Origin of the sequence: Roseomonas sp. E05 (genome assembly GCF_030063475.1) — a bacterium.
Taxonomy (GTDB): domain Bacteria; phylum Pseudomonadota; class Alphaproteobacteria; order Acetobacterales; family Acetobacteraceae; genus Pseudoroseomonas.
Genome location: NZ_JASIRT010000026.1, coordinates 54,060 through 68,387 on the forward strand (window position 1 = coordinate 54,060; position 14,328 = coordinate 68,387).

The 14,328-nt window shown below is 68.7% G+C and carries 14 protein-coding genes and 1 pseudogene; 11 read left to right on the forward strand and 4 right to left on the reverse strand.

The annotated features are described in order from the left end of the window. The first annotated feature begins 117 nt into the window (after positions 1 to 117). The gene (locus QMO56_RS20315) at positions 118 to 1,122 is read left to right on the forward strand and encodes an asparaginase (protein ID WP_283528796.1); all 1,005 of its coding nucleotides are present in this window, start codon (positions 118 to 120) and stop codon (positions 1,120 to 1,122) included. Positions 1,123 to 1,201: 79 nt separating this feature from the next. On the opposite strand, the gene QMO56_RS20320 is transcribed toward QMO56_RS20315, so the two are convergent. After that, positions 1,202 to 2,854 (reverse strand): ABC transporter substrate-binding protein, encoded by a 1,653-nt coding sequence (locus QMO56_RS20320; protein WP_283528798.1) that lies wholly within the window; start codon positions 2,852 to 2,854, stop codon positions 1,202 to 1,204. 29 nt (positions 2,855 to 2,883) lie between these two features. Then, positions 2,884 to 3,591, reverse strand: a complete 708-nt coding sequence (locus QMO56_RS20325) for an isochorismatase family protein (protein WP_283528800.1) — start codon at positions 3,589 to 3,591, stop codon at positions 2,884 to 2,886. 170 nt (positions 3,592 to 3,761) lie between these two features. Here QMO56_RS20325 and QMO56_RS20330 point away from each other — a divergent pair, with 170 nt between their 5' ends. From QMO56_RS20330 to QMO56_RS20355, 6 genes are read left to right on the forward strand one after another with little or no spacing between them, the layout of a single operon-like run. Then, positions 3,762 to 4,700 carry an ABC transporter permease gene (locus QMO56_RS20330; protein WP_283528802.1) on the forward strand — a complete coding sequence of 313 codons (939 nt, stop codon included), beginning with the start codon at positions 3,762 to 3,764 and terminating at the stop codon, positions 4,698 to 4,700. A gap of 15 nt (positions 4,701 to 4,715) precedes the next feature. Beyond that, positions 4,716 to 5,633, forward strand: coding sequence for an ABC transporter permease (locus tag QMO56_RS20335; protein ID WP_283528804.1), 918 nt, complete (start codon positions 4,716 to 4,718; stop codon positions 5,631 to 5,633). Continuing rightward, positions 5,630 to 6,706: an ABC transporter ATP-binding protein gene (locus QMO56_RS20340; protein ID WP_283528806.1), complete on the forward strand. Its 1,077-nt coding sequence runs from the start codon at positions 5,630 to 5,632 to the stop codon at positions 6,704 to 6,706. The genes QMO56_RS20335 and QMO56_RS20340 overlap by 4 nt, the downstream gene beginning before the upstream one ends. Then, positions 6,696 to 7,709, forward strand: coding sequence for an ABC transporter ATP-binding protein (locus QMO56_RS20345; protein WP_283528808.1), 1,014 nt, complete (start codon positions 6,696 to 6,698; stop codon positions 7,707 to 7,709). Before QMO56_RS20340 ends, QMO56_RS20345 begins: the two co-directional genes overlap by 11 nt. Before the next feature lie 39 nt (positions 7,710 to 7,748). Continuing rightward, positions 7,749 to 7,937, forward strand: coding sequence for a hypothetical protein (locus tag QMO56_RS20350; protein WP_283528810.1), 189 nt, complete (start codon positions 7,749 to 7,751; stop codon positions 7,935 to 7,937). A gap of 1 nt (position 7,938) precedes the next feature. Beyond that, a complete protein-coding gene (locus QMO56_RS20355; RefSeq protein ID WP_283528812.1) occupies positions 7,939 to 9,348 on the forward strand; it encodes an amidase in 1,410 nt (469 codons plus the stop codon). Between the two features lie 71 nt (positions 9,349 to 9,419). On the opposite strand, the gene QMO56_RS20360 is transcribed toward QMO56_RS20355, so the two are convergent. Then, positions 9,420 to 10,355 (reverse strand): DMT family transporter, encoded by a 936-nt coding sequence (locus QMO56_RS20360; protein ID WP_283528814.1) that lies wholly within the window; start codon positions 10,353 to 10,355, stop codon positions 9,420 to 9,422. Positions 10,356 to 10,570: 215 nt separating this feature from the next. Here QMO56_RS20360 and QMO56_RS20365 point away from each other — a divergent pair, with 215 nt between their 5' ends. From QMO56_RS20365 to QMO56_RS20380, 4 genes are read left to right on the forward strand one after another with little or no spacing between them, the layout of a single operon-like run. Continuing rightward, on the forward strand, positions 10,571 to 11,989 hold the full coding sequence (locus tag QMO56_RS20365) for an amidase (protein ID WP_283528816.1): 1,419 nt from the start codon (positions 10,571 to 10,573) through the stop codon (positions 11,987 to 11,989). A gap of 9 nt (positions 11,990 to 11,998) precedes the next feature. After that, positions 11,999 to 12,172, forward strand: coding sequence for a hypothetical protein (locus QMO56_RS20370; protein ID WP_283528818.1), 174 nt, complete (start codon positions 11,999 to 12,001; stop codon positions 12,170 to 12,172). 52 nt (positions 12,173 to 12,224) lie between these two features. Then, positions 12,225 to 12,422 carry a hypothetical protein gene (locus QMO56_RS20375; protein WP_283528820.1) on the forward strand — a complete coding sequence of 66 codons (198 nt, stop codon included), beginning with the start codon at positions 12,225 to 12,227 and terminating at the stop codon, positions 12,420 to 12,422. Next, a complete protein-coding gene (locus QMO56_RS20380; protein WP_283528822.1) occupies positions 12,419 to 13,825 on the forward strand; it encodes an amidase in 1,407 nt (468 codons plus the stop codon). Before QMO56_RS20375 ends, QMO56_RS20380 begins: the two co-directional genes overlap by 4 nt. A gap of 415 nt (positions 13,826 to 14,240) precedes the next feature. On the opposite strand, the pseudogene QMO56_RS20385 reads toward QMO56_RS20380, so the two are convergent. Next, a pseudogene (locus QMO56_RS20385) lies at positions 14,241 to 14,328 on the reverse strand (IS5/IS1182 family transposase); the annotation flags it as partial.

Consider the following 14,328-nt stretch of genomic DNA (forward strand, 5'->3'; position numbering starts at 1 on the left):
GCCGTTTGGTCCCTTGCCCGTGCTGAGCGGTGCGGCCATGATCCACGCTCTCCGTGCCGACCATCGAGACCGGCGGATGCATGATCCGCAGAAATGGTTTTGAAAGGGGATCTGCCTATGCAGAGCCGCGCCTTGCCGCGCATTCACATGCTCATCGGTCCCGCGACGCTGACCAGCCAGGGTAGGGACCGCATGGATCTGACGCACTACTCGGAGAAGCTCAGCGGAAAGCCGAGGCTCACGGGCCAGGAGATGCTGGCGGCGCTGCCGGAAGTCAGAGAACTGGCTGAGGTGGTGGTGGACAATCAGAATCCGCATGAGATGAACCGGCTTGAGGATCTCCGCAGGCTAGGCCTGTATGTTGACGCCCTTATGCGGCGCCCGGACGTGGACGGCGTGACCTGGGTCCAGGGCACGAACAGCCTTGAGGAGACCGCCTTCTTCCTCAACCTCGTGGTGCGGTCGGACAAGCCATTGACCGCCGTCGGGGCGCAGCGCCCCTTCACCGCGATCAGCACCGATGCGCATCTCAACCTGATCAACGCCATTCGTGTCGCCGCCAGCCCGCAGGCGCGCGGGAAGGGCGTCCTGGCCGTCACCAACAGCGAAATCAACGCGGCGCGCGACGTGACGAAGTCCTTCACTTACCAGGTGCAGACTTTCAGGAGCCGCGACCTTGGCGTGCTCGGCTATGTGGACGCCGACCGCATCGTCTTTTACCGTGCGCCGCTCCGGCGCCATACGCTGCACAGCGAGTTCGACCTGACGCAGGTCGAGCAGATGCCCCCGGTGGAAATTCTCTATGTCCACGCAGGAGCCAACGCAGGCATGGCTCGCGCGGCAGTGCAGCTGGGCGCCAAGGGCCTTGTGGTGGCAGGCTCGGGCGCCGGCTCGCCAGGGCCATTCCGGGACGAACTGGTAGCACTCTCCGCCGAGGGGATCAGGATCGTGCGCAGCGCACGTGTCGGCGAGGGGCGCGTGCTGGGGACGGGGAACGGCCACGAGGAGGGATTCATCGCCGCCGACAACCTCATCCCGCAGAAGGCGGCCCTGCTGCTGTCCCTCGCGCTGACGCGAAGCAGCGATCCGCAGGAGATCCAGAGGATCTTCGACGAGTACTGAATGCGCCGCAAGGGTGGCGACCCGGGTCCGCCTTCCCTGCGGGGGGGTGCCGGCGGTCATCCGCCGGCACCGGCTCGCCTCAGGCGATGGTGATCTGTGTGAAGTCCTGATACCAGCTCTGCGCCGGTCGGAAGTCCTTCACCTTCTTCGACATCGCCCGGGGATTCTGATCGTGGACGATGAACAGCCAGGGCGCCTCGTCGACCACGATGGCATGCGCCTGCGCCAGCAAGGCCGTCTGCTCGTCGGCGTCGAAGACCGACTGTGCCTTCCGCAGCAGTGCGTCGAGCTTGTCGTTCTTGAAATGGCCCCAGTTGTAGTTGACCGGCGAGGCGCTTTCCGAGGCGTAGTAGCGGAACATGCTGGAGGGATCGGTGTAGCTGAGGCTGATGTTGATCGCATCCACCCCATGCGACGGCGCCGTGCCCGGCGGATTCCGGACGGCGACCAGCATGGTGCCCCATTCGACGACGTCGAAGTCAATTTCCATGCCGACCGCAGCGAAGTTCTGCTGCATGAGCTCGTTCATCGGGATCGGCATCATCTGCCCGGAGCCCGAGGTGGAGATCATGATCTTCGCCTTCAGCGGCTTGCCCGGCCCGTAGCCCGCCTCCTTGAGCAGCGCCTTGGCCTTCTCGGGATCGTAGCGGTAGTGGTTTTCCGGCGTGCCGAAGACCGGATGCCCCGGCGGATAGAGACCGACCGCCGGCTTGCCGGTTTCGTTCAGCATGGTGCACATGCCTTCACGGTCGATGGCGTAGTTCGCTGCCTGCCGCACGCGAACATCGGCGAAGGGAGAGCCGGGCATGCAGTTGAAGGCGTAGGGGTAGGTGTGCGGGTAGGGCCAGAGGCTGATCTGGAAGCCGGCCTGGCGCAGGGAGGGAATGGCGTCGGGCGGCGGCACTTCGATCCAGTCCACCTGGCCCGAGCGGAGGGCTGCGAGGCGCGTGGTCGCCTCCGGCATCGGGTAGACCGTCATCTTCTCGAGCTTGGGAACGCGTGCCTTGTCCCAGTAATCCTCGTTGCGCACCATCTCGACATACTGGCCGGGCACGATGCGGCTGATCTTGAAGGGGCCCGTGCCGGAGGGCTGCTTGGCGAATCCCTGCCAGCTCCGCCCCGCCTTCTCCCACTGCGCCGGGCTGACGATGAGGATGCGCGGGATCAGGTAGGGGAAGAAGCCGAAGGGGTATTTGGTGGCGATGGCGATCGTGCCCTCATCCACCTTCTCCCAGGTATCCAGCATGGAGACCGTCGCCTTGACGATCGGCGAGGCCGGGGCATCGTATTGCGGGCTCTTCTCGTCGTAGATGCGCGCCAGGTTCCACAGGATTGCGTCGGCGTTGAGGTCGCTTCCGTCGTGGAACTTCACGCCTTGCCGCACCGTGAACAGCCAGCGCAGCGGGTTGGCCGGGTCCACCTTCCAGTCGGTGCAGAGGCCTGGCGCCAGGCCCGCGGTTTCCTCGGTGCGCGTGAAATCCCAGTTCACCAGGCTGTCGTAGGCGGGATAGCCCAGGAAGCGAAAGCCCTCGCCGCCATTGTTGGGGATGCCGGTCACGGTGGGCAGGTCGGCCGCCGTCATGGCCACGCGCAAGGTCTGCGCCGAGGCCGCGGCGGCAGGACGGGGCACGCCGGCTGCGGCGGCTGCCGCGCTGGCGATGAGGAAGGTTCGCCGGTCGAGCATGATCACCTCGTATGATGGTGGAGTGGTGCCGCTGCGCGTGCCAGGCATGGGCGCCGCGCCGCGGCGTGCGATGGCTGCTATTCCGCTGCCTGTGCAATGGCGCCCCGGCCTTCGATCAGCGCCACCACCTCGTCGGTGCTGCTGACGTCGGCGAAGATATTGGCCATCGCCGTCAGCGTCGCATTGTGCTCGGCGTCGGTGTGGGTGGCGTTGCCATCAGACACGAAGAAGACCCTGTAGTTCAGCATCATCGCGTCACGTGCCGTGGACTCGCAGCACACGTTCGTGGCGGTGCCGGTGACGATCAGCGTATCGATGCCGCGTGCCTGCAGGATCGCATGGAGGTCTGAGGAGCCTTCCACGAAGGCGCCGAACCGGCGCTTGCGGACCAGGAGATCCTCGGCCTCGACTTCCAGCCCTGGCCAGATCGCGTGCTGTGGATCGCCGGGCGTGAAGGCCTCGATCATTCTTGCGCGCCGCTCGGGAGAGCAGAAATGCTCGAAGAAGGTGGACCATCCGGCCACGGCGGTCTGGTCGAAGGTGTTCTGGATATAGACCACCAGCCCGCCGTTGGCGCGCAGCGCGCGGCTGATCCGGTTGACGTTGGGCACGATCTCGCGCGCTGCGGCGATCTCGGAAACCGCGCCGGGCGCCATGAACCCGTTCTGCAGATCGACGACAACATGCGCTGTCCGCTTCGCCTCAAGTGTGCCGAAGGGATGCAGGCTGAGGCGCCGCTGCAGGATCCGCTCGCGCACTGCGGCCCCGATCTCAACCTTATGCATTAAAAGCCTCCAAATTGTGCAAAATACACATAACAGCTTCAAATTTTTGCATAATAAACAGGAGTCTTCGTATATGCACACTAGTTAGGCTCTAAAGCCCCTGGACGCGCAATAGGAATTGTGCCGGAATGATTCCGGTTTGGCTTCAAACCTCAGCCGCAGGAGTGCGCATGCTCGTTTTCACGGGTCGCCGATTGCTGCAAGCCGTTCCCATTCTGCTGGGCGTCAGCCTGGTGATTTTCGGGCTGGTTCACATCGCACCCGGCAATCCCATCGACATGCTGATGCCGCCCGAGGCCTCGCCGGAGGTCATCGCACAGATGAAGGCGGCCTATGGGTTCGACCGGCCGCTTCACATGCAGTACCTGCTCTGGCTCGGCCGTGCGCTGACCGGCGATTTCGGTGTCTCGGTGTTCAACTCGGCGCCTGTGCTGGGGCAGTTGCTCACGGCACTCGGCAATACGCTGGTGCTGGCGCTCCTCGCCGCCCTGCTGGGCTTCTCGCTCGGCATCGCACTGGGTCTGGTCGCCGCGCTCAACCATGGCCGCTGGCCCGACAAGGTGCTGAGCGCCGTCGCCACCACCGGCGTCAGCCTGCCGCACTATTGGTTCGCCATCGTGCTCGTGCTGACCTTCGCGGTGTTCCGCGACTGGCTTCCGGCGCAGGGCATGGGTGATGACAGCCTGCCGTTGTGGCAGCGCCTCGACCATGTCGTGCTGCCCGTCGTCACGCTCTCGCTGATCCCGATGGGCGTCATCGGCCGCCTGGTGCGCGCCACGGTGCTGGAGATCCTCGGGCAGGAGTTCGTCGGCGCGCTGACGGCCAAGGGGCTCACCCGCGGGCCGGTGCTGCGGCACATCATCAAGAATGCGGCGCCACCGGTGCTGGCGCTGATGGGGCTGCAGTTCGGCTATCTGCTCGGCGGCTCGATCCTGATCGAGACGGTGTTCAACTGGCCCGGCACCGGCAACCTGCTGAACCTCGCCATCTTCCGCCGGGACATTCCCGTGCTGCAGGCGACCATCCTCGTGCTGGCCAGTTTCTTCGTCCTGTTGAACCTGCTCGTGGACATCGCCCAGGCGGCGATCGACCCACGCATCCGGCGATAGGGAGTTCCCCCCGCCATGTCCGATATCGCCAACCCCGATGCGCTGGCTGCCCTGGTGTCCGGCCAGGCTGCCATGCCCGCGCAGCCTGCGACCGGCTACTGGAGCGCCGTGTGGCGCCGCCTGCGGCGCGATCCGGTGACCATCCTGGTGACGCTGGTCATGCTTGCCATCGTTCTCATGGCCGTCTTCGCGCCCTGGCTGACCAGCTACGATCCTTATGCCGGCAGCGTGCTGCGGCGGCTGAAGCCGATCGGCACGCCTGGTCACTGGCTCGGCACCGATGAGACTGGCCGCGACCTCTGGACGCGCCTCGCCTATGGCGCCCGCCTGTCGCTATTGGCTGGTATCGCACCGGTGCTGGCCGCGCTGATGGTGGGCGGCTTGCTCGGCGTCGTCGCCGGCTTCATGGGTGGGCTGGTCGGCACGCTGATCATGCGCACGATGGACGTGTTCTACGCCTTTCCCTCCATCCTGCTTGCCATTGCCATCTGCGGCCTGCTCGGCAACGGTCTGACCAACTCCATGATCGCGCTCTCGGTGGTGTTCATCCCGCCGATGGTGCGCATCGCCGAGACAGTGACAACGCAGACCCGTCATCTCGATTTCGTCGAGGCCGCACGGGCGAGCGGCACCACGACGCTGCAGATCATCCGCCACCATGTGCTCAGCAACGTGCTTGGCCCGATCCTGGTCTATGCCACCAGCCTGATCAGTCTCTCCATCATCCTCTCCGCCGGGCTCAGCTTTCTCGGCCTCGGTGTCACGCCTCCCGAGCCGGAATGGGGACTGATGCTGAACTCGCTGCGCCAGGCGATCTACGTGCAGCCCTATGTGGCGGCGCTTCCGGGGCTGATGATCTTTATCACTTCGATGTGCTTCAACCTGATGAGCGACGGCTTCCGCAGCGCCATGGATGTGAGGCTGAGCAAGTGAGCGCCGCCCTGCAACAGCACGCCGCGCTCGACCCGCGCGACCGCGGCGGCCCGGCGCAGCCGCTCCTCGCCGTCTCCGGCCTGCGCAAGCATTTCCCCATCCGCGGCGGCCTGCTCAACCGGCAGGTGGCCACCGTGCAGGCAGTGGACGATGTCAGCTTCTCCGTCGCCAAGGGCGAGACGCTGGGCGTGGTCGGCGAGAGCGGCTGCGGCAAATCCACCACCGCGCGGCTGCTGATGCAGCTCATGCGTCCCGATGCCGGCAGCATCGTCTTCGATGGCGATGAGGTCGGCGCGCAGGACGGCATCGGCGTGCAGGATCTGCGCCGGCAGATGCAGATGGTGTTCCAGGACAGCTATTCCTCGCTGAACCCGCGCCTCGCCATGGTGGACTCCATCGCCTATGCGCCGCGCATGCACGGGCTGCCGGCCCGTCAGGCGACGCAGCGTGCCGAGGAGTTGCTGATGCAGGTCGGGCTCAATCCCGCCCTCTTCGCGCGCCGCTACCCGCACGAGCTCTCCGGCGGGCAGCGCCAGCGCGTCAACATCGCCCGCGCCCTGGCGCTGGAGCCGCGGCTGGTCATCCTGGACGAGGCGGTCTCGGCGCTGGACAAGTCGGTCGAGGCGCAGGTGTTGAACCTGCTGGCCGAACTGAAGGCGCGGCTCAACCTCACCTACCTGTTCATCAGCCACGACCTCAACGTGGTCGAGTATATCTCCGACCGTGTGCTGGTGATGTATCTCGGGCGGGTCGTCGAGGCCGGGCCGGTGGAGCAGATCTACGGCCGCCCGCGCCACCCCTATACACGCGCGCTGCTGGCCTCCAAGCCGACACTGGACCCGGACCGCCGCACCACGGTGCTCCCGCTGGCCGGCGATCCCCCCAACCCGATCAACCCACCCTCCGGCTGCCGCTTCCGCACCCGCTGTCCCTATGCCCAGCCGCGCTGCGCCGAGGTGGTGCCGCCGCTGGGGCCGCCGATGGACGCGCTTTCGGGCGCGGGCGGCGGGCATATCGTCGCCTGCATCGTGCCGGAAGCGCAGGCCGGGACGGAGATCCGCCATGTCGCCTGACGCCACGCCGGCGACGCCGGCCATCGAGGCCACCGGCCTGACCGTCCGCTTCCGCCGCCGCGGCGAGCCGGAGATCTGCGCCGTCAACGGCGTCGGCTTCGCGCTGGCCCGTGGGCAGGTGATGACCATCCTGGGCGAGTCCGGCTCGGGCAAGAGCGTCAGCCTGAAGGCGGTGATGGGGCTGCTGCCGCCCTTCGCGAAGGTGGAGGGGCAGGTGCGGATCGGCGGGCGGGACGTCCTGTCGCTGCCACCGGCCGAGCTGGCAAAGCTGCGCGGCGGCCAGGTCTCGATGATCTTCCAGGAGCCGATGGCGGCGATGGACCCGGTCTACACGATCGGCGATCAGATCGCCGAGACCATCGTGCAGCACGAGGGCACCGACCGCGCCACCGCCATGGCGCGTGCCAAGCGGCTGCTCGACCGCGTGGCCATTCCCTCGGCGGCGCGCCGGCTGAAGAACTATCCGCACGAAATGTCGGGGGGGATGCGCCAGCGCGCCATGATCGCGCTCGCCCTGGCCTGCAGCCCCTCCGTGCTGCTGGCCGACGAGCCGACCACCGCGCTCGACGTCACCGTGCAGATCCAGATCCTGATGCTGCTGCGCGAGCTGCAGTCGGAGCTGGGCATGGCCGTCGTCTTCGTCACGCACGATGTCGGCGTGGCGGCGGAGATCTCGGACCGCATCGCCGTGATGTATGCCGGCCGCTTCGTCGAGGCGGGCACGGTGCGCGAGGTGATGCGCACGCCGCAGCATCCCTATACCCGCGGGCTGCTGGCCTCCACCGTGCATGGCGGGATGCGCCGGCAGGAACTGCGCACCATCCCCGGCAACCCCCCGAGCCTTGCCGCCCTGCCTGCCGGCTGCCACTTCCGGCCGCGCTGCCCGGAGGCGGTGTCGCGCTGCATGGAGGAGCCGCCCGTGGTGTCGCCACGCCCCGGCGCCATGGTGCGCTGCGTCCACGCCGAGCGCGCCGCGCGGGCGGCGGACGCCGTGCCCGCCTGACCGCCTTTCCCGCAGCACCCTGCAAGGGAGTTCCCCGCCATGAAGCCCCGCATCAGCGAAGCGGATTTTGCCGTGCTCGTGGAGCAGTCGGGCCTGCCGCTCAGCCTGGAGCAGCGGCGCGACCTCTTCGCGGTTTATGGCCATCTGGAGCAGCAGGTCGCGCTCGTGCATGCGCCGCTGCCGCGCGAGGCCGAGCCGGCCCTCGTCTTCCGCTGCGGAGCGAAGTGAGATGAGCGCCATCCCGACCATCGCCGAGGCAGCGGCGCTGATCGCCGCCCGGAAGCTCTCGCCGGTGGAACTGACCAAGGCCTGCCTGGAGCGCGTCCGCGCGCTCGACGGCCGGCTCCAGACCTTCCTGCTGCTGACCGAGGAGCGCGCCCTGGCCGATGCGTGCGCCGCCGAGGCGCGGCTGATGCAGGGCGAGTCGAAGGGCCCGCTCGACGGCATCCCGATCGGCCACAAGGACATCTACAACACCGCCGGCATCCGCACGACGGGCCATTCCCGCCTGCTGGAGCACAATGTGCCCGCGGAGGACGCCACCTCGGTGCGCAAGCTGGCCGAGGCGGGCACCGTGCTGATGGGCAAACTGGCGACGCATGAGTTCGCCATGGGCGGGCCGTCCTTCGACCTGCCCTGGCCGCCGCCGCGCAATCCCTGGAACCTGGAGCACTTCACCGGCGGCTCCTCCTCCGGTACCGGCGCCGCCGTGCCGGCGGGGCTGGTGCTGGGCGGCACCGGGTCGGACACCGGCGGCTCGATCCGTGGGCCCTCCACCCTCTGTGGCCTCTCCGGCATCAAGCCGACCTACGGGCTGGTCAGCCGCGCCGGCGTGCTGCCGCTCTCCTTCACGCTCGACCATGCCGGGCCGATGGCCTGGACCGCCGAGGACGTCGCGCTGCTGCTGCAGGCCATGGCCGGCCATGACCCGACCGATCCGGCCAGTGCAGACCGCCCCGTGGCCGACTTCTCGGCGGAGATTGGTCAGGACGTGAAGGGGCTGCGTATCGGCGTGATCCGCCACTTCCACGAGACCGACAATCCGGCCAGCGCGCCGACCTGCCAGGCGATCGACGCCGCGCTTGGCGTGCTGCGGGACATGGGTGCCGAACTGCGCGAGGTGACGCTCTCGCCGCTGCAGGACTATGCCGCCTGCGGCTGGGTGATCCTGCTGGCGGAAGCCTTCTCGGTGCACGAGCCCTGGCTGAAGTCGGACTACAACCGCTATGGCGCGCTGCTGCGCGAGCGACTGGCGCTGGGCGGGCTGCTGCGCGGCACGGACTACGTCCAGGCTATCCGCAAGCGTCGCATCCTCTGCGCCGAGATGGCCGCTGCCATGGAGGATCTCGACATCCTCGTCACGGCCGTGCAGCCGGCCGAGGCGGCGCGCATCACCGAGGTGCCGCGCTGGGCGCTGTTCGAGAAACCGAGCTACACCATTCCCTTCAACGTCACCGGTCTGCCCGCCATTTCCGTCTGCACCGGCTTTGGCCCCGGCGGGCTGCCGCTGGGGATGCAGATGGTCGGCAAGCCCTTCGCCGAGCCGACGCTGTTCCGTGCCGCGCATGCCTATGAGAAGGCGACGCCCTGGCGCGACCGGCGTCCCAGCCCGCAGCCCGCCCTGCTGGCGGCGCAGTAGGGGAGCGCGGGGCGATGCCCGGCGCCGCACCGCCGCCCCGGCCGGGTTCCGGCCTGGCCGCGGGCGGGGCTTCAGCGCTCGCCGCGCAGCACCAGCATGGTGGCCGCGACCACCACGGCCGAGCCGAGCAGCACGGCCGGGCCGGGCACGTCGGCGAACCACAGGTAGCCGATCAGGATCGACCAGAGCAGGTTGGTGTACTGCACCGGCGCCAGTGCCGCCGCACCGGCATAGGCCAGCGGCCGCATGATGACGTACTGACACACGCCCGAGGCCAGGCCCATGCCGATCAGCCCCGCCAGCTCCGCGCCGCTCGGCGGCACCCAGGAGACGAACAGCGTCGGCAGCAGCAGCAGCGAGGAGAGCCCCATGTACCACACGACGATGCCGAGCGTGTGGTCGGTCAGCGAGAGAGCCCGCTGCTGAAGCATGTTGAGCGCGCCGATGAAGGCGGCAGCGAGGGAGTAGAGGGCGCCGACCGCCAGCAATCCGTCCGCGCCCGGCTGCGCCACGATCAGCACGCCAGCGAAGCCGAGACTGACCGCGGCCCAGGAGCGCAGCGTCACGCGCTCGCCCAGCAGCGGCGCAGCCAGCGCGATGACGATCAGCGGCCGGATGAAGGAGATCGCCGTCGCTTCCGCGAGCGGCAGCAGGCGGAAGCCGATGAAGGCCAGCATCAGCGATGCCGTCATCGTCGCCGCATGGGTGATATGCCGGCGCAGGTGCCGGGTACGCAGGCGGTGGATGCTGCCGGTCGCCAGCAGGATGACGATCAGCGGCGGCAGGGCCAGCGCATTGCGGAAGAAGACGATCTGGTTGACCGGAAAGCGTGTCGCCTGGTCTTTCACAACGCCGTTCAGCACCGAGAAGAGCGCGACGCCAAGCGTCATGATGAGCACGGCCTTGCGGAGGTTCTGCTCCGCGATGGGCGTATGCGCCACGGCCGCGGGCGGCGCTGCCAGTATCCTTCCCAGCGTGCGGCGCATCGTGTTGGCAGGTTCTGTCACCGTCGCATCCTGAATGCCCACATCCTGCACGGGCTCGGACGAGCCAGGGGGGGCGGAGAAACCGGGATCGTAACGAGCATGCCTCGCGGGGTCATGCGGGAATTGCTGTCCTCTCGCGCATTTCTCCGCATTCTGCCGCCTGCGCCGCACTGCGCGCCCGCGCCCGATACTGCCACGCCGCCTTCCGCGCGGCCCTTTTCCGGAGGAGATGAGTCTTGAATGACGACCTGCATGCTCTGACCATCGCCGAACTGTCGCGCCGCATCCGCGTGCGCGACCTCTCGCCGGTGGAACTGACGCAAGCCTGCATTGCGCGCGTCAAGGCGCTCGATGGTCAGCTCAACAGCTTCATCCTGCTGCTGGAGGAGCAGGCGCTCGCCGAGGCGCGCAAGGCGGAGGCCGAGATCGCCGCCGGCGACTGGAAAGGTCCGCTGCACGGCATCCCGATCGGCCTCAAGGACATCTACAACACCGCCGGCGTCGCCACGACCGGCCATTCCGGGCTGTTCCGCGACCATGTGCCGGCGGAGGATGCCACCACCGTCCGCCTGCTGCGCGAAGCGGGTGCGGTGATCCTGGGCAAGACGGCCACCTGGGAGTTCGCCATCGGCGGCTCCTCCTTCGATCTGCCCTGGCCGCCGGCGCGCAACCCGTGGAACACCGCACTCGACACCTCCGGGTCCTCCTCCGGCTCGGCGGCGGCAGTGGCGGCGGGGCTGGTGCCCGGCTCCACCGGTTCGGACACCGGCGGCTCCATCCGCGGCCCGGCGGCCTGGTGCGGCATCGCCGGCCACAAGCCGACCTACGGGCTGGTCAGCCGGCGTGGCATCCTGCCGCTCTCCTTCTCGCTCGACCATGGCGGCCCGATGTGCTGGACCGCCGAGGATTGCGCGCTGATGATGCAGGCCCTCGCCGCGCACGACCCACTGGACGCCGCCAGCGCCGATCCCGGCCCGATCGACTTCGCCGGCGGCATCGGGCAGGGCATCGCCGGGCTGCGCATCGGCGTGGTGCGGCACTTCTTCGAGACCGACGTGCCCTGTGAGCCCGAGGTGCTCGCCACCTTCGAAGCGACCCTGCGCGCGTTGCAGGCGGAGGGCGCGACGGTGCGGGACGTGATCCTCTCGCCCTTCGGCGTCTACGGTGCGGTGGGCAGCCTGATCTCGCGCTCCGAGGCCTTTGCCATCCATGAGCCGCATCTGCGCGCGACGCCGGAACTGTATGGCGAGTATGGCCGCCGCCGCCTGATGGCGGGCGCCTTCGTGCGCGCCGGCGACTACGTCAACGCCATGCGCCATCGCAGCCGCCTCGTCGCCGAGGTTGCGGAGGCGATGAAGGCGGTGGACGTGCTGGTCTTCCCGACCTCGCGCCAGACCGCAGGGCCGCTCGGCGAGGACTCCATGAGCGGCCGTCTGCAACCCTTCTTCAACCGGGCCTTCAACGTCACCGGTGGCCCGGCGCTCTCGGTCTGCAATGGCTTCTCCGCGGCGGGTCTGCCGATTGCCCTGCATGTCGGCGGCCGGCCCTTCGAGGACGACCTCGTGTTGCGGGTCGGCGACGCGGTGGAGCGCATCATGGGCACGCGGACGCGCCGCCCGGCCCTGGCGGAATCCCTTCAGGCGGCGGCGGAATAGGAGGGGGGGATGAGCATGTCCTTCGAGGAAAAGCTGGCGGCGATGGGGCTGAAGGTGCCGCCGGCGGAACTGCCGAAGCTGGAGGCGCTGGTGGCCGAGCTGGCGCAGGCGGCCGAGGTTGTGCGCATCGCGCGGCCCTATCTGGAGGAGCCGCAGAGCGCTTTCCGCCTGCAGCGCGCCTGACGCGGGCGGGGCTCTGCCCCGCCCGAACTCCCCTCATGGCCGGAGACCGAGCATGACCGATCCCTCCTTCGCGGCGCGCCTGCGTGCGCGCAACCTCCAGCGCATCCCCGAGGCGGACCAGGCCGACCTCGCGCGCCTCGTGCAGGCGCTCGATGAAGCGGCGGCGCGTATCCGCGGGCCGATCGGCTATCTGGAGGAGCCCAGCAACGTGTTCCGCCTGGCGCCGGCGGCGAAGGAGGCCGCGCGATGAGCGAACTGTGCTTCCTGACCATTGCCGAGGCCTCGCGCCGCATCCGCGCGGGCGATCTCTCGCCCGTGGAACTGGCCGAAGCCTATCTCGACCGCATCGCGGCGCTCGACGGGCAGCTGAACGCCTATGTGCTGGTGCTGCGGGAGGCGGCACTCGCCGAGGCGCGCAAGGCGGAGGCCGAGATCGCCGCCGGCGACTGGAAAGGCCCGCTGCATGGCATCCCCATCGCGCTGAAGGACATCTACAACACCGCCGGCATCGCCACGACCGGCCACTCGGCACTGTTCCGCGACCACGTGCCGGCAGAGGACGCCACCACCGTGCGCCTGCTGCGCGAGGCCGGCGCGGTGATCCTGGGCAAGACGGCCACCTGGGAGTTCGCCATCGGCGGCGTCTCCTTCGACCTGCCCTGGCCGCCGGCGCGCAATCCCTGGGACACGACGCTGGACCCGGCCGGCTCATCCTCCGGTTCCGGCGCCGCCATGGCCGCCGGGCTGTGCATGGGGGCGATGGGCACCGATACCGGCGGTTCCATCCGCTCCCCCGCCGCCTGGAACGGCATTGCCGGGCTGAAGCCGACCTATGGCCTGGTCAGCCGGCGCGGCGTGCTGCCGCTCTCCTTCACCCTCGACCATGCCGGCCCGATGTGCTGGACCGCCGAGGACTGCGCGCTGATGATGCAGGTGCTCGCCGCGCATGACCCGCTGGACCCCGGCAGCGCCGATCCCGGCCCGATCGACTTCGCCGGGGCGCTTGGCGGCGGCCTGGGCGGGCTGCGCGTCGGCGTGGTGCGCCATTTCTTCGAACAGGACGCCCCGGCCGACACGGTCGTCGTGGATGCCATGGAAAGTGCGCTCGGCGTCCTGGCGAAGGCGGGCGCCACCATCCGCGACGTCTCCCTGGCGCCGCTGGAGCTCTATTATGATCTCTGCAACCTGATCATGGGCCCCGAGGCCTTCGCCATCCACGAGCAGGGCCTGACGCAGACCCCCGAGCTGTACGGCGCGGTGGCCCGCAAGCGCATCAGCGCGGGCGCTTTCGTTGCCGGCAGCGACTACGTCAATGCGCTGCGCCTGCGCGCCCGGCTGGTGGCGCAGGCTGCGGCAGTGATGCGCGAGGTGGACGTGCTGATCACGCCGACCCGCCACACCCCGCCCGAGCCGCTGGGTCAGTTCGACACCATGATGGGTCACCGCTTCTACACCCGGCCCTTCAACGTGCTGGGCCTCCCGGCGCTCTCGGTGTGCAGTGGCTTCACCGGCAACGGCCTGCCGCTGTCGATGCAGATCGCCGGGCGGCCCTTCGAAGATGCCCTGGTCCTGAAGGTCGGCGACGCCTTCGAGAAGGCAACGGGCTTCCGGGAGATCCGGCCGCAGCTTGCGAACGCGGCGGTGGCGGCATGACGGCACGCGTGCCGGCGCGCTGAGGCGGCGGGCGGAGCGCACCGGCTTCCCGCGTTCCCGGAGGGGCGCGCGGGAAAGGTCGCGGCCAGTGGCGCCGCGGCAGCATGGCATTACCCGCCACGCCTTACTCGTGCAGGCGGACGGCAACGGCTTCCTGCGGCAGGTCCGGCCGCCAGCCGGACCTGCCATCCCCGGACGTGATCGCGCCTCATCATCGGCGCCAGTTCGGGCGACGCGACCCGGAAGACGATGCTGTGCCTGTCCCTCCCGCCCGATGCGACCGGATGGTGCGCTAGAGCAGATCCCGTTCCGATGGCATCATCGGAACGGGTGAAGATGCTCGTCAAAACAAACGGCTGGAGCATTTTCCGTGAGCCAGGGCGCACGGAAAATGCTCTAGGCGGTGGTGACGATTTCAGCGGAGTAGGATGGCGATTGAGGCGAGCAGAACGAAGCCGCGGAAGTTGGCGAGGAGCTTGTCGTAGCGGGTTGCGACGCGACGG